Annotated in this window: 20 protein-coding genes; 10 read left to right on the forward strand and 10 right to left on the reverse strand. The window is 71.9% G+C overall.

The window, feature by feature from the left end:
• Positions 1–13: 13 nt before the first annotated feature.
• On the reverse strand, positions 14–589 hold the full coding sequence (locus tag AH6_RS30545) for a dienelactone hydrolase family protein (RefSeq protein ID WP_067486914.1): 576 nt from the start codon (positions 587–589) through the stop codon (positions 14–16).
• A gap of 204 nt (positions 590–793) precedes the next feature.
• Here AH6_RS30545 and trxB point away from each other — a divergent pair, with 204 nt between their 5' ends.
• Together trxB and trxA are read left to right on the forward strand one after the other, a co-directional pair.
• Positions 794–1,771 (forward strand): thioredoxin-disulfide reductase, encoded by a 978-nt coding sequence (gene trxB / locus AH6_RS30550; RefSeq protein ID WP_067486918.1) that lies wholly within the window; start codon positions 794–796, stop codon positions 1,769–1,771.
• A 74-nt stretch (positions 1,772–1,845) separates the two neighbouring features.
• Positions 1,846–2,160: a thioredoxin gene (gene trxA, locus AH6_RS30555; protein ID WP_067486921.1), complete on the forward strand. Its 315-nt coding sequence runs from the start codon at positions 1,846–1,848 to the stop codon at positions 2,158–2,160.
• 87 nt (positions 2,161–2,247) lie between these two features.
• On the opposite strand, the gene AH6_RS30560 is transcribed toward trxA, so the two are convergent.
• Positions 2,248–2,850 (reverse strand): GNAT family N-acetyltransferase, encoded by a 603-nt coding sequence (locus AH6_RS30560; RefSeq protein WP_245679533.1) that lies wholly within the window; start codon positions 2,848–2,850, stop codon positions 2,248–2,250.
• A gap of 259 nt (positions 2,851–3,109) precedes the next feature.
• On the opposite strand from AH6_RS30560, the gene AH6_RS30565 reads away from it, so the two are divergent.
• Both AH6_RS30565 and AH6_RS30570 read left to right on the forward strand, forming a co-directional pair.
• On the forward strand, positions 3,110–4,345 hold the full coding sequence (locus tag AH6_RS30565; RefSeq protein WP_083983635.1) for an aminotransferase-like domain-containing protein: 1,236 nt from the start codon (positions 3,110–3,112) through the stop codon (positions 4,343–4,345).
• A 71-nt stretch (positions 4,346–4,416) separates the two neighbouring features.
• The gene (locus tag AH6_RS30570; RefSeq protein ID WP_067486930.1) at positions 4,417–5,382 is read left to right on the forward strand and encodes a D-alanine--D-alanine ligase family protein; all 966 of its coding nucleotides are present in this window, start codon (positions 4,417–4,419) and stop codon (positions 5,380–5,382) included.
• Positions 5,383–5,899: 517 nt separating this feature from the next.
• Here AH6_RS30570 and AH6_RS30575 read toward each other — a convergent pair.
• From AH6_RS30575 to rsmG, 3 genes are all read right to left on the reverse strand, one after another.
• On the reverse strand, positions 5,900–6,913 hold the full coding sequence (locus AH6_RS30575; RefSeq protein ID WP_067486933.1) for a ParB/RepB/Spo0J family partition protein: 1,014 nt from the start codon (positions 6,911–6,913) through the stop codon (positions 5,900–5,902).
• Positions 6,910–7,731, reverse strand: coding sequence for a ParA family protein (locus tag AH6_RS30580; RefSeq protein WP_067487017.1), 822 nt, complete (start codon positions 7,729–7,731; stop codon positions 6,910–6,912). The genes AH6_RS30575 and AH6_RS30580 overlap by 4 nt, the downstream gene beginning before the upstream one ends.
• Positions 7,732–8,048: 317 nt before the next feature.
• Positions 8,049–8,702, reverse strand: coding sequence for a 16S rRNA (guanine(527)-N(7))-methyltransferase RsmG (gene rsmG / locus AH6_RS30585; RefSeq protein ID WP_067486937.1), 654 nt, complete (start codon positions 8,700–8,702; stop codon positions 8,049–8,051).
• Between the two features lie 169 nt (positions 8,703–8,871).
• Between rsmG and AH6_RS45080 the strand changes: the two genes are divergently transcribed.
• A complete protein-coding gene (locus AH6_RS45080; RefSeq protein ID WP_067486940.1) occupies positions 8,872–9,327 on the forward strand; it encodes a DUF6458 family protein in 456 nt (151 codons plus the stop codon).
• A gap of 476 nt (positions 9,328–9,803) precedes the next feature.
• Here the strand turns inward: AH6_RS45080 and AH6_RS30595 are convergent, their stop codons facing one another.
• From AH6_RS30595 to rpmH, 5 genes are read right to left on the reverse strand one after another with little or no spacing between them, the layout of a single operon-like run.
• Positions 9,804–10,289 (reverse strand): Jag family protein, encoded by a 486-nt coding sequence (locus tag AH6_RS30595; protein WP_067486943.1) that lies wholly within the window; start codon positions 10,287–10,289, stop codon positions 9,804–9,806.
• Positions 10,290–10,326: 37 nt separating this feature from the next.
• Positions 10,327–11,283 carry a membrane protein insertase YidC gene (gene yidC, locus AH6_RS30600; RefSeq protein WP_067486946.1) on the reverse strand — a complete coding sequence of 319 codons (957 nt, stop codon included), beginning with the start codon at positions 11,281–11,283 and terminating at the stop codon, positions 10,327–10,329.
• Positions 11,276–11,689, reverse strand: coding sequence for a membrane protein insertion efficiency factor YidD (gene yidD, locus AH6_RS30605; protein WP_083983631.1), 414 nt, complete (start codon positions 11,687–11,689; stop codon positions 11,276–11,278). Before yidD ends, yidC begins: the two co-directional genes overlap by 8 nt.
• Positions 11,686–12,075 carry a ribonuclease P protein component gene (rnpA, locus tag AH6_RS30610; RefSeq protein WP_067486952.1) on the reverse strand — a complete coding sequence of 130 codons (390 nt, stop codon included), beginning with the start codon at positions 12,073–12,075 and terminating at the stop codon, positions 11,686–11,688. The genes yidD and rnpA overlap by 4 nt, the downstream gene beginning before the upstream one ends.
• A 12-nt stretch (positions 12,076–12,087) precedes the next feature.
• Entirely contained in the window at positions 12,088–12,225 is a 138-nt protein-coding gene (gene rpmH, locus AH6_RS30615; RefSeq protein WP_019633682.1) for a 50S ribosomal protein L34, read from the reverse strand.
• A 972-nt stretch (positions 12,226–13,197) separates the two neighbouring features.
• Between rpmH and dnaA the strand changes: the two genes are divergently transcribed.
• The 5 genes from dnaA (at position 13,198) to AH6_RS30640 (ending at position 19,982) form a co-directional block, all read left to right on the forward strand.
• Positions 13,198–15,312 (forward strand): chromosomal replication initiator protein DnaA, encoded by a 2,115-nt coding sequence (gene dnaA, locus AH6_RS30620; RefSeq protein WP_067486955.1) that lies wholly within the window; start codon positions 13,198–13,200, stop codon positions 15,310–15,312.
• A gap of 570 nt (positions 15,313–15,882) precedes the next feature.
• Positions 15,883–17,010 (forward strand): DNA polymerase III subunit beta, encoded by a 1,128-nt coding sequence (gene dnaN / locus AH6_RS30625; RefSeq protein ID WP_067486958.1) that lies wholly within the window; start codon positions 15,883–15,885, stop codon positions 17,008–17,010.
• Between the two features lie 91 nt (positions 17,011–17,101).
• Positions 17,102–18,022, forward strand: coding sequence for a phosphogluconate dehydrogenase (NAD(+)-dependent, decarboxylating) (gene gnd / locus AH6_RS30630; protein ID WP_067486961.1), 921 nt, complete (start codon positions 17,102–17,104; stop codon positions 18,020–18,022).
• 267 nt (positions 18,023–18,289) lie between these two features.
• Complete coding sequence (recF, locus tag AH6_RS30635; RefSeq protein ID WP_067486964.1) at positions 18,290–19,414, forward strand: DNA replication/repair protein RecF; 1,125 nt, start codon at positions 18,290–18,292, stop codon at positions 19,412–19,414.
• A gap of 28 nt (positions 19,415–19,442) precedes the next feature.
• Entirely contained in the window at positions 19,443–19,982 is a 540-nt protein-coding gene (locus AH6_RS30640; protein ID WP_083983632.1) for a DciA family protein, read from the forward strand.
• Positions 19,983–19,989: the final 7 nt, after the last annotated feature.

Genomic DNA, 19,989 nt, shown 5'->3' on the forward strand with positions numbered 1-19,989 from the left:
GTCCGGTCCGACGTCAGCCCAGCTCGCGCAGGAAGTCCTCGACGATCGCCCACGCCTTCTCGGCGGCCTCGGCGTCGTGGTCGGGCAGGTCGGGGTCGGTGAACAGGTGGCCCGCGCCCCGGTAGCGGAACACCTCCACGTCCGCGCCCGCGCGGCGCATCCGCAGGTACCAGGCGTTCAGCCAGTCCACCGGCTCGTAGGTGTCGGGGTCGGCGACGTGGAGCTGCACCGCGATCTCGGTGGCGGCGTCGTCGGCGATGTCGGAGGTGCCGTGCATCAGCAGCAGCCCGCCCGCCTTCTCGTCGGCCAGCGCCAGGTTCTGCGCGATGGCGCCGCCCAGCGAGAAGCCCGCGTAGACCAGGCCGCCGTCGCCGACCAGGGGGGCGGCCGCCGCCACCGCGCGGCGCAGCAGCTCGTCCCGGCCGATCTCTTCTTTGATCTTGAGGCCGGCCTCCTGGCTGTCGGCGACGCGCCCGTCGTACAGGTCGGGGGTGTGCACCTCGTGCCCGGCCGCGCGCAGCCGCTCGGCGGCCTGGTGGACGGCGGGCCGCAACCCGTACATCGAGTGGAGGAGAAGGATTCGCGCCATGGGGACAAGCTTATGACCGGCCCTGTGACCGGCACGGCGACGGCCCGGGAATCCCTGGGGCCTAGGATCGGTTGACGCCACCGACAGGGCGGGCTGAGCCGGAGGCGGCGAGGCGCCGAGCGGTGAGGCGGCAGGGCGGAGGCGTCCCGGCGTGGGCCGTGGCGGGCCTTGGCACCGAAGGCGAACAAGGAGAAGGACAGTACTGTGAGCGACGTCCGCAACGTCATCATCATCGGCTCGGGCCCCTCGGGCTACACGGCCGCGATCTACGCCGCCCGGGGCGACCTCAAGCCCCTGGTGTTCGAGGGGTCGGTGACCGCCGGCGGCGCGCTGATGAACACCACCGACGTGGAGAACTTCCCCGGCTTCCCCGACGGGATCATGGGCCCGGACCTGATGGACGGATTGCGCAAGCAGGCCGAGCGGTTCGGCGCCGAGCTGATCACCGACGACGTCACCGAGGTCGACCTGACCGCCGACCCCAAGATCGTCAAGGTGGGCGAGGACGTCTACCGCGCGCACGCCGTGATCGTCGCCACCGGCTCGGGCTACCGCGAGCTGGGCCTGCCCGACGAGAAGCGCCTGTCGGGCCGCGGCGTGTCCTGGTGCGCCACCTGCGACGGCTTCTTCTTCCGCGAGCAGGACATCGTGGTCGTCGGCGGCGGCGACACCGCGATGGAGGAGGCCATCTTCCTGACCAAGTTCGCCCGCTCGGTCACCGTCGTGCACCGCCGCGACGAGCTGCGCGCCAGCCGCATCATGCAGGACCGCGCGTTCGCCAACGAGAAGATCCGGTTCGTGTGGGACAGCGAGGTCGTGGGGATCCACGGCGAGGACCGCGTCCAGGGCGTGCAGCTGCGCAACCTCAAGACCGGCGCCGAGTCCCGCCTCGACGTCACCGGCCTGTTCATCGCGATCGGCCACGACCCCCGCAGCGAGCTGTTCGCCGGGCAGCTCGACAGCGACGCCGACGGCTACCTGCTGGTCCGGCACCCGACCACCGCCACCAAGATCCCGGGCGTGTTCGCCGCCGGCGACGTCGTCGACCACGTCTACCGGCAGGCCATCACCGCGGCCGGCAGCGGCTGCTCGGCCGCCATCGACGCCGAGCGCTGGCTCCAGGACCGCGGCGAGGCCGAGATCGTGCCGCAGCCCGCCAAGGAGCTGGCCGGCGAGGGCTGACCGGCTGTCCGCAGTACCCGACCAGCGCGCGGCGGCGGGCACCTCCGCCGCCGGGGGAACACGAAGGAGAAACCATGAAGGCCGTGACCGACGCCGACTTCGAGGCCCAGGTCCTCAAGAACGACAAGCCCGTTCTGGTCGACTTCTGGGCGGAGTGGTGCGGCCCGTGCCGGATGGTCGCCCCCATCCTGGAGGAGATCTCCAAGGAGCACGGCGACAAGCTCGACATCGTCAAGCTCAACATCGACGAGAACCCGCAGGTGCCGGCGCAGTACGGCGTCATGCAGATCCCGACCATGAACGTCTACCAGGGCGGCGAGGTCGTCAAGCAGATCATGGGCGCCAAGCCCAAGGCCGCCCTGCTGCGCGACCTGGCCGAGTTCCTCTGACCCGGCCCGCCCACCCCCGTTCCACGGGAAACGGCCCGCACCTCGCCGAGGTGCGGGCCGTTCCGCTCTCCGGGCTCTGACGGCGCCTCACACGGGCCGGAGCGCGCCCTCCGGGGTCATGGAGCCCAGCAGCCGCTCCAGGGCCACCTCGACGTCCTCACGCCACGACAGGGCCGACTTCAGCTCCAGCCGCAGCCGCGGGTAGCGGTGGTGGGGCCGCACTGTCTTGAACCCGACCGACAGCAGGTAGTCGGCCGGCACCATGCAGCCGCCCTCCTCGCCCTTGAGGTCGCCGAACGCCTCGATGGCCTTCACCCCGCGCCGGGTCAGGTCCTTGGCCACGCCCTGCACCAGCATCCGGCCGAGGCCGCCGCCGGTGAAGTCGGGCAGGATGTGCGCGGTCATCAGCAGCACCGCGTCCGCGCTGACCGGGCTGGTCGGGAACGCCACCGAGCGCGGCACGTACAGCGGCGGCGCGTAGAGCACGAACCCGGCCGGGACGTCGTCGACGTACACGAGCTTCCCGCAGCCGCCCCACTCCAGCAGGGTCGAGGAGATCCACGCCTCCTTCTCCAGCTCCGGGGCGCCCGCCTCCACCGCGCGGTCGCGGCTCACCGGGTCCAGCTCCCAGAAGACGCAGCGCCGGCAGCGGCGCGGCAGGTCGTCCAGATTGTCCAGCGTGATGTTCACGAGACGACGCGACACCTGTTCGGCACCCCCAGGGCGGTACGCCACTTCGCAGAAAATCCCGGAACAGACCGGGACCCTCGGGCATCGTATCGGAGAGGGGACGCGGTCCCCGGCAGGCGAGGCGCGGGGGTTCCACGCACCCCGCCGACGGCGATGCCGTAGTTTGCAGAGACATTCCGAACACCCCTGGAGGTGCCTCGTGGAACAGCACACGCGCACGGATGCCTACACCGATCGCTACGCCGCCCGTGCCGCCGGCATGGTGGCCTCGGAGATCCGGGCTCTGTTCGCCGTGGCTGCCCGCCCCGAGGTGGTCTCCCTGGCGGGCGGGATGCCGTACGTGTCGGCGCTGCCGCTGGACGAGGTCGGCCGCATGGTCGGCGACCTGGTGGCGCGCAACGGCGCGGAGGTCCTCCAGTACGCCTCGGCGCAGGGCGACCCGGTGCTGCGCGAGCGCATCTGCGAGGTGATGGCCCTCGAAGGCGTGCAGGCGTCGGCCGACGACGTCGTGGTGACGGTGGGCGCGCAGCAGGCGCTGGACCTGGTCACCCGGATCTTCGTGGACCCGGGCGACGTGGTGCTGGCCGAGGCGCCGTCCTACGTGGGGGCGCTCGGCACCTTCGCCTCCTACCAGGCCGACGTCGTGCACGTGCCGCTGGACGAGGGCGGCCTGATCCCCGCGGCGCTGCGCGAGACGCTGGAGCGGCTGCGCCGCGAGGGCCGCACCGTCAAGTTCCTGTACACCGTCCCCACCTTCCAGAACCCGGCCGGCGTCACCCTCACCACCGCGCGCCGCGCGCAGATCCTGGAGATCGCCGCCGAGTACGACGTGCTGATCATCGAGGACAACCCCTACGGCCTGCTCGGCTTCGACGGCGACCCGATGCGGGCGCTGCGGGCCGACGACGCCGAGCGCGTCGTCTACCTCGGCTCGTTCTCCAAGACCATCGCCTCGGGCCTGCGGGTCGGCTGGGTGCTCGCGCCGCACGCGGTGCGCGCCAAGCTCGTGCTGGCCGCCGAGTCGGCGATCCTGTGCCCGTCGAGCTTCTCCCAGCTCGCCGTCCGCGAGTACCTCACCACCCAGCCGTGGCGCGAGCAGATCAAGGACTTCCGCGAGCTGTACCGCGAGCGGCGCGACGCGATGCTGGAATCGCTGGACGCCTTCATGCCGGAGGGCTGCACGTGGACGCGCCCGGCGGGCGGCTTCTTCGTGTGGCTGACCCTGCCCGAGGGCCTGGACGCCAAGGCGATGGCCCCGCGCGCGCTGGCCGAGCGCGTCGCCTACGTCCCCGGCACCGGCTTCTACGCCGACGGCGACGGGCGGCGGCACATGCGGATCTCCTACTGCTACCCCGAGCCGCACCGCATCCGCGAGGGGGTGCGCCGCCTGGCCGGCGTCGTCGAGCAGGAGATCCGGCTGCGCGACACCTTCGGGGGAGTCGAGCACCAGCGCTCCCCCGGCGGGGTCCACACGCCGGGGCCCGACACGGTCTGAGACGCTGGACGCGACGCCCGGCCTCCCATCGGGGAGCCGGGCGTTTCCCATCTCACAGGAAGGCAGGGGTTGTGGAACTCGGTCACGTCGTCGTGCTCGCCGGGGGACTGTCGCACGAACGGGAGGTCTCCCTGCGTTCGGGCCGCCGCGTCGCCGACGCGCTGCGCTCGGTGGACGTCCCGGTGGAGCTGCGGGACGCCGACGCGACCCTGCTCGACTCCTTCACCAGCGACCCGCCGGACGCGGTGTTCCCGGTGCTGCACGGCGCGGCGGGGGAGGACGGCGCGATCCGGGGCGTCCTGGAGCTGCTCGGCATCCCGTACGTGGGCGCGCGCCCGGACGCGTGCCGGGTGGCGTGGGACAAGCCGACGGCCAAGGCGGTCGTCCACCGGGCGGGCTTGCGGACGCCCGCCTCGGTCGCCCTGCCGAAGGAGGTCTTCCACGACCTGGGTGCCTCCGCCGTCCTGGAGCGGATCCTGAACCATCTGGGCCTCCCCCTGTTCGTGAAGCCGACGCAGGGCGGCTCGGCGCTGGGCGCGTCGGTCGTCCGGGAGGCGGGGGACCTGCCCGCCGCGATGGTGGGCTGCTTCGCCTACGGGGACGCGGCTCTGGTGGAGCAGTACGTGGCGGGCACGGAGATCGCCGTCAGCGTCATCGAACGCGGCGGCGAGCCCCACGCCCTGCCCGCCGTGGAGATCGTGGCCCCTGGGGGCCGCTACGACTACACGGCCCGCTACGACGCGGGCGACACCGAGTTCGTCACCCCGGCGAGGCTGAGCGACGAGGCGACCGCGCGGGCGACGGCGGCGGCCGTGACGGCCCACCGCGCGCTGGGGCTGCGCGACCTGTCCCGTACCGACCTGATCGTCTCCCCAGACGGCGAGGTGCACTTCCTGGAAGTGAACGTGGCCCCGGGGATGACGGAGACGAGCCTGCTCCCCCGGGCGGTGAGCGCCGCCGATCTGGACCTGGGCGAGTTGTGCCGCGACCTGATCGAGCGCCGCCTGACGTCCCGGCGCGAGGATAGCCGGGACTGACGGGCTGAGACGTTTCACGGGAAACCACGAGTCTCCGCAGGCGCAGTTTCCCGTGAAACGTCGATGCGCCCCGAGAGCAGCCTCAAGGTTTCTCGTGAAACGTTGGCGCGCCCCGAGATCAGCGCCAGAAAGCGTCGCCGCAGCCCGGCAGGGGCCGCCCAGGTTTCCCGTGAAACCCTCACTCCCCAAGAGCGCGGCCCCTCGGTTTCCCGTGAAACGTCGGCCGCCAACCCCACGGATCGATTCCCGGCCGGGCGGATGTTTCGCCGCCGGACGGCGGGAAATACATGATCACGAAGTGGCCGCCCGGGGGAGTGCACGGGCTCGGCCGAGCGAGGCACGGCTTCCGGCCGCCGTCACGGGCGGGTGCGGTGGTCCCCCGGGTCCCGGGACCGTCCCCCGGCGATGACGGCACCGGCGACGCCCGCTCGGCGCCGGCCCCCGGTGTTCATCCGCACATGCGAACGCCCCGGCCCTGCGAGGGGACCGGGGCGTTGGCAAAGCCTGGGGACGGGGGTCACTCGTCGAGGTCGCCGCGCACGCCCTCGTCGTCGGGGGCCATCGACTTGATGATGCGGTCCAGGTCCTCCATCGAGGCGAACTCCACCACGATCTTGCCCTTGTTGCGGCCGAGGTCCACGCGCACCTTGGTCTCGTAGCGGTCCGACAGCCGGTCGGCCAGGTCGCGCAGGGCGGGCGCGACCTGCTTCTTGGCGCGGCCCTGCCGGGGCTCGGGCGGCCCGTCCTCGACCTCGCGCAGCGCGATGATCTCCTCGACGGCGCGGACCGACAACCCCTCGGCGACGATGCGCTTGGCGAGGTGCTCCTGCGCCTCGGCGCTGTCCAGGCCCAGCAGGGCGCGGGCGTGCCCGGCCGACAACACCCCCGCCGCCACGCGCTGCTGCACGTTCGGCGGCAGGTTCAGCAGCCGCAGCGTGTTGGTGATGTGCGGGCGGGACCGGCCGATGCGCGCGGCCAGCGCCTCGTGCGTGGTGCCGAAGTCGTCCAGCAGCTGCCGGTAGGCGGCGGCCTCCTCCAGCGGGTTCAGCTGCTGGCGGTGCAGGTTCTCCAGGAGGGCGTCCCGGAGCATGTCGTCGTCGCCGGTGTCCCGGATGATGGCCGGGATGACCTCCAGGCCCGCCTGCCTGGCGGCGCGCAGCCGCCGCTCCCCCATGATCAGTTCGTAGGGGTGCTCGGCGTCGGCGTTGCGGCGCACCACGATCGGCTGGAGCAGGCCGACGATGTGGATCGACTCGGCCAGCTCTTCGAGCGCCTCGTCCTCGAAGTGCCGGCGCGGCTGCCGGGCGTTGGGCCGGATCTCGTGCAGGGGGAGTTCGGCGAAGTGCGCCCCGGCGACCGGCGCGAGGCCCGGGACGGACGCGGCCGCGCCGTCCGAGCCCGCCGGGTGGGCGCCGCCGCCGTGTCCGTTCCCGGGGCCGCCCGGCTCCGGTTCCGGCTGCGGGGGCGGCGGCGGGGCGGTGGGGATGAGGGCGCCCAGGCCCTTGCCCAGGCCGCGGGGACGCTGGCTCACGTGGCGGCTCCGGCGTTGCGGTGGGCCATCTCCGACGCGGCCTCGCTGTAGGCGAGCGCGCCGCTGGAACCCGGGTCGTAGGTGATGACGGACTGGCCGTAGCTGGGGGCCTCGGAGACGCGCACGCTCCGGGGGATCACGGTCTTCAGGACGATGTCTCCAAAGTGCTGCCGCACGTCCTCGGCGACCTGCGCGGCCAGCCGGGTCCGGGCGTCGTACATGGTGAGCAGGATGGTGGAGACGTTCAGCGCCGGGTTCAGGTGCGCCTTGACCAGGTCCACCGTCCGGATGAGCTGGCCGAGGCCCTCCAGCGCGTAGTACTCGCACTGGATCGGGATCAGCAGCTCGTCCCCGCCCACCAGCGCGTTGACCGTCAGCAGGCCCAGCGACGGCGGGCAGTCGATCAGGACGTAGTCGAACTTGTCGGTCTCGTAGGCGTCCAGCGCGCGGCGCAGCCGGGACTCGCGGGCCACCTTGGAGACCAGCTCGATCTCGGCCCCGGCGAGGTTCAGCGTGGCGGGCGCGCAGAACAGGTTGGGGATGTCGGGCGCGGCCACCACGATGTCGGCCATCGGGGTGTCCTCGATCAGCACGTCGTAGATCGACGGGATCTCCGCGTGGTGGTCCACGCCCAGCGCCGTGGAGGCGTTGCCCTGCGGGTCCAGGTCCACCACCAGCACCTGGGCGCCGTGCAGCGCCAGCGACGCGGCGATGTTCACCGAGCTGGTGGTCTTGCCGACGCCGCCCTTCTGGTTGGCGATCGTGATGACCCGGCACGCGCCGGGCCGGGGCCACTCCCGCTCCCGCCGCCCCGCCATCGCCTTGAGTGCGGTCACCGTCGTTTCATGTGAAACCTTGGCGTCCTTGAGCGCCTCGCGCACCAGTTCCGACTCCCCCTGAGATGAACGTCCCGGCGGCTGCGCGCCGCCGCTGCCCCCGGTCGGGACGTAGCCGACGTTGTCGGCGGTCCCCGACGTCGTGTCCGCCCACATCGCGTGCCCGGACGGAGCGCTCGCGGCCCCCGCCGCGCCGCCCTCCCCCGCCTCCGGCGCCTGCTCCGGCCGCTCCGGGCCGGAGGAGGAGTCGTCGGGGGATTCACCGGCGCGGTCAGGCCGGTCCACTCCTGGTCCCGTGCTCATGAAGACCTCTTCTTCCTCGACCCTTGAGCGCGCCGGGGCGCGCTATCGGCGACCACACGGACAAGCGTTGTCGGCGGGTCGACCTTACCGCGCCCGACTTGCAGCAGTTCGGTGGTCCGCACCCCGAACCGCGACAGAACGGGACGGGCCTCCTCCAGCTCCACGGCGGCGCGCTCTCCCTTGAGGGCGAGCAGTTCCCCACCCGGACGCAACAGGGGAAGCGCCCACTTGGCCAGCCGCTCCAGCGGGGCGACCGCGCGGGCGGTGACCACGTCCGCCGCGAAGTCCTTGGCGACCTCCTCGGCGCGGCCCCGGCGGACCTCGACGTTCTTCAGTTCGAGCAGCGCCACGGCCTCGTCGAGGAACGTGGTCCGGCGCAGCAGCGGCTCCAGCAGCGTGATCCGCAGGTCGGGGCGGACGATCGCCAGCACCAGGCCGGGCAGCCCGGCGCCCGAGCCGACGTCCACCACGGTGGCGTGCTCGGGGATCGCCTCGGCCACCACCGCGCAGTTGATCAGATGGCGCTCCCAGAGGCGGTCGACCTCGCGCGGGCCGATCAGCCCCCGCTCCACCCCCGGCCCGGCCAGGAAGTCCGCATAGCGCTCCGCGATGGGCAGTGTGTCACCGAATACCTCACGTGCAGTCCCCACCGAACGAATCGTTCCACAAAACCACCCGGCGACGTACTCGCGAAACGGGGCGATGACCTTGGGGAGGGCGGCCCCGGGCACAGCCGTGCCCGAAGGCGCGCATATTCGGCGCCACCGGGGTAGAGGGAGACCAGTGCTGCCCGCCCTTCACGGAAGGAGGCTCCGAGCCATGGGTATCGGAGTCAGTCTGGCTTTCATCGCCATCGGCGCGATCCTCGCCTTCGCCCTCAACGTCGACGTCAGCGGCGTCAACATCACCATGGTCGGCCTCATCCTGATCCTGGTGGGGGCCATCAGCATGGCCTTCACCCTGCTGTACACCCGGCCGCGCCGCCGCGCCGGGCAGATCGTCGGCGCCGACCCCGCCTACGGGGACGAGGGCGCGCCCGTTGAGACGGTCATCAAGGAGGAGCGCATCATCGAGCGCCCCGTGGACGCGGCGACCGGCGCCCCCGTCGAGCGGGTCGAGCGGGTCGTCGAGCGCCCCGCGACGCCCCGGCACCCCGGCGGCCACAGCGGCCAGGACCCGGCCATCGCCCAGGATCCCGCCTACGCGCAGGACCCCGCCATCCAGAACGTGACGCCGATCCCCGCCGAGCGGCGCGTTCCCCGCGAGCGGGACTGACCCACCGGCGCACCGATCGCCCACCGGCCACCCGTCGTGACGATCGCAACCGAACGGACTGAACGCTCGTGCGAGCAGCGCACCCTAAGACCACCACCAGGACCACCGCCCCCCACGACGGACCCGGGACCGCCGGCCACCAGCGCCGGAGACCGGCGCGCCCCGGCGCCCAGATGACGAAACCGGTCTGAACCGCCGCCGACGGCCGGTTTCCAGAACGCTCGGTGTGCTACGGCGGCGGTGCACACCGAGCCCCCGCAGAGGCCCCGCACCCCGGATTTTGGGGGCGGGGTCTCTGCCCGTCCAGGTCCGTGGACCGGGCTCAAGAACCTCAACTGGCGCGCGAGAGACTAACCGGCCCGGGGAAGCAACGCCGAAGGCGAGCTTCCCCGGGCCGGATCGCGAAGCGATGTGGCTCTCGCCAAGACACGGTCAGGGGCGAGCCGCCAGACGAGCCCCTGGGCCGGGGCTTCAATTCAAGAAGGGTGGACGACCACGTAGCGGTCGGGCTCCTCGCCCTCGGACTCGCTGCGCAGGCCCGCCTCGGCGACCGCGTCGTGGACGATCTTGCGCTCGAACGGCGTCATCGGCGCCAGCGGCTTGGCCTGGCCGCCCCGCTTGACCTCGTCGGCCACGTCCTGGCCGAGCTTGGTCAGCTCCGCGCGGCGGCGCTCGCGGTAGCCGCCGATGTCCAGCATCAGCCGGGTGCGGTTGCCGGTCTGGCGGTGCACGGCCAGGCGGGTCAGCTCCTGGAGGGCCTCCAGGACCTCGCCGCGCTTGCCGACCAGCTCGTCCAGGGAGCCGCCGACCACCGCGACCATCGCGCGCTCGCCCTCGACGTCCATGTCGATGTCGCCGTCGTAGTCACCGATGTCCAGCAGGCCCTCGATGTAGTCGGCGGCGATCTCGCCTTCCTGTTCGAGCGCCTGGACGTCGACCTCGGTGGTGTCGGTCTGGCTCAACGGGGATCTCCTTCTTCGGCGCGGACCGGGGTCAAAACTAGCGCTTCGGGGTGCCGCTGCGCTTGCTGCGCGGCTTGCGCGTCGGCTGGTTGCGGACGGCCTTCGGCTTGTCCTCGGGCTCGGGGACCGGGTCGGCGTCCTTCTTCAGCTTGGCCTTGATGCCGGTCGGGGCGGGGGCGGCCTTGCCGCCCTTGCCCGTGGCCGTACCGGCGGCGGGCTCCCCGTTGGCGCCCAGCGGCGGGTACTTGGAGTAGATGTAGTGCTGCTGCACCAGGGTCCAGCTGTTGGAGGTCACCCAGTACATCAGCACGCCCAGCGGGAAGCCGAGGCCGAACAGGCCGAACAGCGGGGCCAGGAAGACCATCATCTTCTGGGCCTGCATCATCGGGTTGTTCTCGTCGGTGACCGGCTGGCGCTTCATGCTGGCCCGCACGGTGAAGAAGGTGGTGCAGGAGCTGATCACCACGGCGATGCCGGTGATGACGATCGCGCTCCAGCTCTTCGGGTCGGCGCCGAAGGCGTTCAGGAAGGTGTCGGGGATGTGCGCCCCGAAGATGTTGGCCTTCTGCGCGCTGGACACCAGGTCCGGGGTGACGGCGAACACGCCCTCGCCCGGCTTGGCGTCGGAGATGCGCTTCAGCACCTGGAACAGGCCGATGAACACCGGCATCTGCACCAGGATCGGCAGGCAGCCCGACAGCGGGTTGGCGCCGTTCTCCTGGTAGAGCTTCATGACCTCCTGGTTGAGGCGCTGCTTGTCGTTCTTGTACTTCTTGCGCAGCGCCTGAACCTTCGGGTTCAGCTCCTGCATCTTCCGGGAGGCGTGGATCTGTTTGACGAACAGCGGCACCAGCAACAACCGCAGCAGGACGGTGAGCAGGATGATCGAGCCGCCCCACGCCCATCCACTGTCCTTGTCGATGCCGACGGAGCTCAGCCCCGTGTGAATCCACACGATCAGCTGGGCGACGATCGAGTACAACCAGTCAAGCACCGGGCAGCTCCTTGGGCTCTGCTAGGGCGGGGCCGCTCTCCTCGCGGCCGGAGGTGTGGGTGGGTGCCGCGTCCCTGTTCCGGCGCGGCGGCACGGGATCGTGCCCGCCGCGGTGGAACGGGTGGCACCGGCCGATCCGGCGGGCGGTCAGCCAGGTGCCGCGCAGCGCGCCGTGCGTCTGGAGGGCCTCCAGGCCGTAGGCGCTGCAGGTGGGCTGGAAGCGGCACTGCTGCCCGAGCAGGGGGCTCAAGAAGCGGCGGTAGGCACGGACCAGCAGGATCAGCGCGCGGGCCGCCGGGCTCGGCGACGCGTCGCGCCCGTCGGCGTCCGGGGCCGGCCCGGCGACCGGGCTCGGCACGCCGGCCGCCTGGTCACCGGGGGCGGGCGCCCCAGGCCGATCGGTCATCTGTGCCCCTTGGACGTGGGCCGCAGCAGCCGGTCGAGCGCCGACTCCAGATCCGCGGCCAGGTCGTCATGGCGCGCCGTTCCCGCGGCGGGGTTGGCGCGCACTACGAGCAGGCTACCCCCCGGCAGTCGATCGAGGTGCGCGCGCACCAGGTGGCGCAACCGGCGCTGGACGCGGTTGCGCACCACGGCGTTGCCGACCGCCTTGGACACGATGAAGCCCACCAGCGACGCCGCGCCGGTTTCCCGGTCGGGCCCCTGGTCGGCCTGGGCGTCCTCACGGCGCAGCAGGTGCACGACGACAGTTGGCCGTCCGGCGCGGCGACCGCGCCGGACGGCCAACGTGAACTCGTCCCGCCGCCGCATCCGGTGTCCGGACGGCAGCATGTGAGGGGTCTGTCAGACCGCGATGCGGGCGCGGCCCTTGCCGCGCCGCGCGGAGAGGACGGCGCGGCCGGCGCGGGTGCGCATGCGCAGCCGGAAGCCGTGCTTCTTGTGGCGACGACGGTTGTTCGGCTGGAAAGTACGCTTGCTCACTTGAGGCTCCAGTGCTGCGGTCGGGTTGTCTTAGGCGCGATGTGTCGCATCGAGGGCCGCGTCCGGTCCCCCGCAGCGGGGGCCCACCCGGGCGATGGAGGCGGGCACGCGTCATCTCCGTCGATGCGACTCGACCTCAGCACGTTACGGGCTGGCTGCCCATCAGGTCAAACGGAGACCTTCTCCGCCAGAGGGCGCGCCGGGGCCGCGCGCCTTTCCCCGGGACGGTGCCCGGCGGGCCTCGGGTGTGCGCTATTGCACTTCCTCCCCGCGTTCTCCACAAGAAGGGGTGCAAGACCGCTTTGTCACCCGAGTCGAGGCCGAGATCCCAGCGCGCGGCCGTTCTTCGCCCTCAGCGAATCCGGGACGTGGATATCCCTGTGGACAACTGTGCACAACCACCCTTCGCCGGGGGACTGTCGGCGCCCTCCGTCGGCTCCTTTCCACCGCCATTCGCAGGGGGCCCCGGCTTCGTCCCGCTCCCTCCCCGGCGCGACGGCGGCGGCATTCCGAGAACGCGCGGGCGAACTGCCCGGCCGTCCCCGTTCCGCTCCCCGCGCAAGCATTCCCAGCTCGCGCGCGTGAGGGGATGATCTTGCGCGGGTAGGGAGGTGACCGGGGGTGATGGACGATGACCTTGGGGCGAATCCCGTTCGTGTTGCGGGGGGCCGACGGCAGCGGCTAGGGTTCTGGCCGTAGCCGACCCGTCTGTGCGTCGGCCTTCTTTTTCGGGTACCGCGGACGGCGGCATCCGGGACTCCCCTTAGAACGGCACCGAGCGATCCCGTGCGCCCTCAGGGCTTTTGCACAGGGATCTCGTGCTCATGCACAGCATGTGGACAACTCTGTGGACAACTCGTGAGAGAGTAAGTCCCTCGCGGCGCCGCCGTGCTCACTGGGACGGGCCTCGCGCGCAGGCGATCCGGGCGGTCCGGTGTGCCGGTCTACAGAGTTTGGGGAGGGACCTTGCGCATGGACGGACAGGATCTCGGATCGGTCTGGGCCCGCACCCTCACGGCGCTGTCGGACGGGGACCTCCCGATCAGCTACCGCGCCTGGCTCCCGCTGGTCCGTCCGCTCGCCCTGGTGGAGGGCACCGCGCTGCTGGCGGCCCCCAACGAGTTCGCCAAGGACGCGCTGGAGACGCGCCTGCGCAACCTCATCACGCAGGCGCTCTCGCGCGAGCTGGGCCGCGAGATCCGCGTCGCGGTGACCGTCCAGCCCGAACCCCCGGCCTCCCCCGGTGAGCAGCACCACGAGCGAGGCCCCGAGGCTTACGGAGAGCGCCCCTCCTACGGGGAGCAGCCCTACGAGTCGTACGAGGACCGGCCGTTCGAGGACCGCCCCTACGAGGAGCGTCCTTCCTTCGAAGACCGCTCGTACGAGGAGCGTTCCTTCGGGGAGAAGAAGTACTCCGAGCGTCCCTACCCCGACCAGTCCTACGGAGACCAGGGCTACGGCGGGCGGCCGCAGCCCGGGGTTTCCCACAGCCCCGGCGGTTATCCCCAGGCTGAGGAAGAGCGCGGTTGGCCGCAGCGCGACAGCGACCACGGCGGCAGTTTTCCGGCCGCTCCCCGGCCGCCCGCCTATGGCGCGGGCCCTGGCGGGCGTTCCCCTTTCGAGGGGCGCGGGCAGCAGAACGGCTATCCCGGCCCCGGTCGCGGGCGTCCCGGGCCGGGCTCCGGCTTCGGCGATCCCGGCTTCGGTGACTCCGGCAAGGGCGGCTTCGGCGGCGAGCCGGGCGGTTCCGGCCCGTCCCCCAACGGCGGCGACGGCTACGACGCCCTCGGTGGCCGTCCGTCCGACATGCCCCCGGCGCCCCGCGGGCACGCCCCGTCGCACCTGAACGACCGCACGCTGGGCGCACAGCGTCCGGGAGGCGGTCCGGGCCGTCCCGACGCGCCGGGGCGCGAGGAGCGGCAGCACGAGGCCCCCAGCCGTTCGGAGGACTCCTACCAGCCGGCCGACCAGTACCGGGGCGACCGGGGCGGCGGCGAGGAGGAGGGCGCCGAGCCCCGTCCACAGGGTGGGGGCGGCGGTTCCGCCGAGCACGCGCGGCTGAACCCCAAGTACACCTTCGAGACGTTCGTCATCGGCTCGTCCAACCGGTTCGCGCACGCCGCCGCCGTGGCGGTCGCCGAGCAGCCCGCCAAGGCGTACAACCCGCTGTTCATCTACGGCGACTCCGGCCTGGGCAAGACGCACCTGCTGCACGCCATCGGCCACTACGCGCAGAACCTGTTCAACGGGGCGCGGGTGCGGTACGTGAGCTCGGAGGAGTTCACCAACGACTTCATCAACTCCATCCGCGACGGCAAGGCCGACGGGTTCCGCCGCCGCTACCGGGACGTCGACATCCTGCTGGTGGACGACATCCAGTTCCTGGAGGGCAAGGAGCAGACGCAGGAGGAGTTCTTCCACACCTTCAACACCCTCCACAACGCCAGCAAGCAGATCGTCATCTCCAGCGACCGGCCGCCCCGCGAGCTGGTGACGCTGGAGGACCGGCTGCGCAACCGCTTCGAGTGGGGCCTGACCACCGACGTGCAGCCGCCGGAGCTGGAGACGCGCATCGCGATCCTGCAGAAGAAGGCTCGGCAGGAGGGCCTGGCCGCGCCGCCGGACGTGCTGGAGTTCATCGCCTCGCAGATCGCCTCCAACATCCGCGAGCTGGAGGGGGCGCTGATCCGCGTCACCGCGTTCGCCAGCCTCAACCGCCAGTCCGTGGACATGAAGCTGGCGGAGATCGTGCTGAAGGACCTCATCCCCAACGAGTCCGGGCCCGAGATCACCGCCGCGATGATCATGGCTCAGACTGTGGAGTACTTCGGCACCACGATCGAGGACCTCTGTGGACCGTCGCGCTCGCGCATGCTGGTGACCGCGCGGCAGATCGCGATGTACCTCTGCCGGGAGCTGACCGACCTGTCGCTGCCCAAGATCGGGCAGCAGTTCGGCGGCCGCGACCACACCACGGTGATGCACGCCGAGCGGAAAATCCGCAGCTTGATGGCCGAACGCCGGGCGATCTACAACCAGGTCACCGAGCTGACCGGGCGCATCAAGCACCAGGCGCGCAAGCGCTGAACCACCCCCCGAGCGCATCGGACACCCCTTCCCAGCGGGAGATCAACTCACACAGCCTGTGGATAACCCTGGGTCATTCCGTGGACAACCCGGGGGACAACCTGCGGAGAACTTGGGGACAACTCGTGGATGGATTGGGGACAGGTTGGGGACGGCCACCCGGCATCATGGGGACGACTCCGTGGACGACCTGGGGAAGACCTGGGGACGGGCTGGGGACGAAGCCGTCGCGCACACCCGCCGGCCCGCCACCCCGGGAGAACCTGCGGAAAACTCGTGGACAACCGGGGGAGAACGTGGGGATGAGCTGTGGGGACAGATTCTTCGTCCTCAGGCGGCGCCGCGTCGTCCACCGTCCATGCACAGCCCCGGTGGACAGAAATCCGCGGGTTCACCTGCGGAAACGGGGTCTGTCCACACTATCCACCGCCCCTATTACTAGTACTACCTCTGTGTTCTAACCAAGAAAAGATCCAGATCAAATCAGGGCCTGGGGACAACGCGCTCCGAGCGCGCGACCGGGCCCGGCGAACGTCACCGTTGTCCGACACCTGCAGGAGGCGGGTCCCCTTGAAGTTCCGCATCGACAGAGACGCCCTGGCCGACGCCGTGGCCTGGACGGCGCGCACCCTCCCGGTGCGGCCCCCGGTGCCCGTCCTGGCCGGCATGCACATCGAGGCGAGCGACCGGCTGAAGTTGTCGGCGTTCGACTACGAGGTCTCGGCGCAGGTGTCCACCGACATCGACACCGAGGAGCCGGGCACCGCGCTGGTGTCGGGCCGCCTGCTCGCCGAGATCTGCCGCAGCCTTCCTCCCCACCCTGTGGAGGTGACCACCGACGGCGCGAAGGTGATGCTGCGCTGCGGCAGCGCGAAGTTCACCCTCCTCACCATGCCTGTGGAGGACTACCCGACGCTGCCGGAGATGCCGCCGGCCGCGGGCGCGGTGGGCAGCGACGAGTTCGCCGCCGCCGTCGCGCAGGTCGCTATCGCCGCGGGCCGGGACGACACCATCCCCATGCTCACCGGCGTGCGCGTGGAGATCGAGGGCGAGACCGTCACGCTCGCCTCCACCGACCGCTACCGGCTGGCGGTCCGCGAGCTGCACTGGAAGCCCGAGCGCCCGGACTTCTCCGCGGTCGCCCTGGTGCCCGCCCGCACGCTCGCCGACACCGCCAAGTCGCTGACCTCCGGCGCCGAGGTGTCGATCGCGCTGGGCGGCGCGGGCGGCGCCGGCGAGGGCATGATCGGTTTCGCGGGCGGCGGGCGCCGCACCACCTCGCGGCTGCTGGACGGCGACTTCGTCAAGTACCGGTCGCTGCTGCCCAGCGAGTACGCCGGCCTCGCCGAGGTCTCCACCGCCCCGTTCATCGAGGCGGTCAAGCGCGTCTCCCTGGTCGCCGAGCGGAACACCCCCGTACGGCTCTCGTTCCGCCAGGGAGAGGTCGTGCTGGAGGCCGGGACCGGGGACGAGGCCCAGGCCGTCGAGGCGCTGGAGGCCAACCTGGAGGGCGAGGACATCGAGATCGCCTTCAACCCCGGCTTCCTGCTGGACGGGCTGTCGGCGATCGGCTCGGACGTGGCGCGGCTGTCGTTCACGACCCCGACCAAGCCCGCGGTGCTCACCGGCAAGCCCCCGCAGGACGGGGAGAACCCCAACTACCGGTACCTGATCATGCCGGTGCGACTGACGGGGTAAGTACCGTCAAAGGGGCATACCAGGGGGGACCCGCCCGCACGGGAGACGCCCGCGCGGGTGTGCACAGGGACCTATCCACAGGGGAGTGAGCATGGAACTGGGGATCATCGGGCTGGGCAAGATGGGCGGCAACATGGCCGAACGTCTGCGCCGCGGCGGCCACACCGTGGTGGGCTACGACCGCGACCCGAAGGTCAGCGACGTCGCCTCGCTGGAGGAGCTGGTGGAGCGCCTGGCCGCGCCGCGCGCGGTGTGGGTGATGGTGCCCGCCGGCGGCCCCACCCAGGAGACCGTCAACAGGCTGGGGGAACTGCTCCAGCCCGGCGACCTGGTCGTCGACGGTGGCAACTCACACTATGTGGACGACCAGAAGCACGGCGAGCAGCTGGCGGCCAAGGAGATCGGCTTCGTCGACTGCGGCGTGTCCGGCGGCGTGTGGGGCCTGGAGAACGGCTACGCGCTGATGGTCGGCGGCGACAAGGAGAACGTCGAGCGGCTGATGCCGATCTTCGAGACCCTCAAGCCGGAGGGCGAGTTCGGCTTCGTCCACAGCGGCGAGATCGGCGCAGGCCACTTCGTGAAGATGGTCCACAACGGCATCGAGTACGCGATGATGCAGGCGTTCGGCGAGGGCTACGAGCTGATCGAGGCGTCCGACGTCGTCACCAACGTGCCCGAGACCTTCCGTTCCTGGCAGGAGGGCACGGTCATCCGCTCCTGGCTGCTGGACCTGATGAACCGCGCCCTGGCCGAGGACCCGCAGCTGGACGAGCTGCGCGGCTACGCCAACGACTCGGGCGAGGGCCGCTGGACGGTCCAGGCGGCGGTGGACCACGCGGTGCCGCTGCCGGCGATCACGGCGTCGCTGTTCGCCCGCTTCGCCTCGCGCCAGGACGACTCGCCGGCGATGAAGGTGGTGGCGGCGCTGCGCAACCAGTTCGGCGGCCACGCGGTGGAGAGCGCGAAGGGCGCCGACTCCCCCGGCGCGGACGTGGACCCGCCGAAGGTCTGACCCCGCGGCGGTTCCGCCCCTGGAATCCCGGACCCCTGTTCCACAACACGCCTCACGTGGGCCGCCTCTTCGGGGGCGGCCCGCGGCGGGTTATCCACAACCAGTGGACACTTTCCCCACGGCCTTGGCAGGGCGGTGGACAATGGAAGTGGGGTCGCCCCCCTGGGCGGGCGGGGGTTGGGTGTGCGGGTTTTTCGCGGGCCCACAGGCGGCTCCTGTTCCCGCAGTGGCAGCCGTGGCGGCTCGGAGGCCCTACCCTCGTGTCCCGTGCACGTCGCCCACCTTTCGCTCCAGGACTTCCGGTCGTACGCCACCGCCGAGGTGCCGCTCGAACCGGGCGTCACCGCGTTCGTGGGCCCGAACGGCCAGGGCAAGACCAACCTCGTCGAGGCCGTCGGGTACGTCGCCACCCACGGCAGCCACCGCGCCGCCACCGACGCGCCGCTGGTCAGGCAGGGCGCGCCGCGCGCGATCGTGCGGGCCGGGGTCGTCAAGGACGACCGCAAGGCGCTGATCGAGCTGGAGATCAACCCCGGCAGGGCCAACCGCGCCCGGCTCAACCGCTCCCCCGTCCCCAGGCCCCGGGAGATCCTGGGGATGGTCCGCACGGTGCTGTTCGCGCCCGAGGACCTGGCCCTGGTGAAGGGCGACCCCGGGGAGCGCCGCCGGTTCATGGACGAGCTGCTCACCGCGCGCGCGCCGCGCTTCGCCGGAGTGCGCGCCGATTACGAGCGTGTCCTCAAGCAGCGCAACGCCCTGTTGAAATCGGCCGCCGCCCACCGTCGCGCGCCCGGCGCGGAGGTCCTGGCCACCCTGGACGTGTGGGACTCGCACCTGGCTCGTACGGGAGCCGAGTTGCTGGCCGCGCGCCTCGATCTGGTCGCCGGGCTGCGTCCCCTCGTCGCGCGCGCGTACGAGGCGCTCGCCCCGAACGGCGGCGCGGCCGACCTCATCTACAAGAGCTCCCTGGGTGCGGCGGAGTTGTCCACAGATCGTGCACAACTCGCCGAGCAGTTGCTGGCGGGTGTGGGCGAGGCCCGCAAGCAGGAGCTGGAGCGCGGCGTCAGCCTCGTCGGCCCGCACCGGGACGAGCTGGTGCTGCGGCTGGGGGAGCTGCCCGCGCGCGGTTACGCCAGCCACGGCGAGTCGTGGTCGTTCGCGCTCGGATTGCGCCTGGCGGCGTTCGACCTGCTGCGCGCCGACGGCGACGACCCCGTCCTGATCCTGGACGACGTGTTCGCCGAGCTGGACGCGGGGCGCCGCCGGCGGCTGGCCGGGATGGTCGCCCCGGCCGAGCAGGTGCTGATCACCGCCGCGGTGCCGGCGGACGTGCCGGGGGAGCTGACCGGCGCGTCCTTCACGGTCTCCGGCGGCCAGGTCGTCCGGGACTGATCCGGGCTTCGCGGAGGGAGGAGCGCCCATGACCGACGATCCACAGGATGTGCACGACGCCGCCGGCGCGGCGGACGCCTCCGACGGTGCGGCTCCCCCGGCCAAGACCGGCGTCGAGCTGGCCCGCGAGGCCCTCGCCCAGGCCAAGGCCGACGCCCTCAAGCGCGGCACCCTGCCCGGCCAGGGCGGCAAGAAGAAGCGCGGCGCCCGGCCCGCCCCCGTCCGCGACCCCGGGCGCGGCGGCGACCCCCGGGCGTTCGGCTCGGCGATCCGCGACCTGCTGGCCACCCGGGGCTGGGAGCAGCGGGCCGCGGTCGGCGGCGTCTTCGGCAACTGGCCCGGCATCGTCGGCCCCGAGCTGGCCGAGCACACCCGCCCGGAGAAGTTCGAGAACGGCGTGCTGACGGTCGCCGCCGACTCCACGACCTGGGCGACGCAGCTCCGCCTGCTGGCCGCGACGCTGGTCCGCCGGCTGAACGAGGAGCTGGGGCAGGGGACCGTCCGCCAGGTGAAGGTGACGGGCCCCTCGTCCGGGCCGCGCCGCACCGGCGCCTGGCGGGTCCGCTGACCTGCGC

It is taken from the genome of Actinomadura hibisca NBRC 15177 (genome assembly GCF_001552635.1).
Taxonomy (GTDB): domain Bacteria; phylum Actinomycetota; class Actinomycetes; order Streptosporangiales; family Streptosporangiaceae; genus Spirillospora; species Spirillospora hibisca.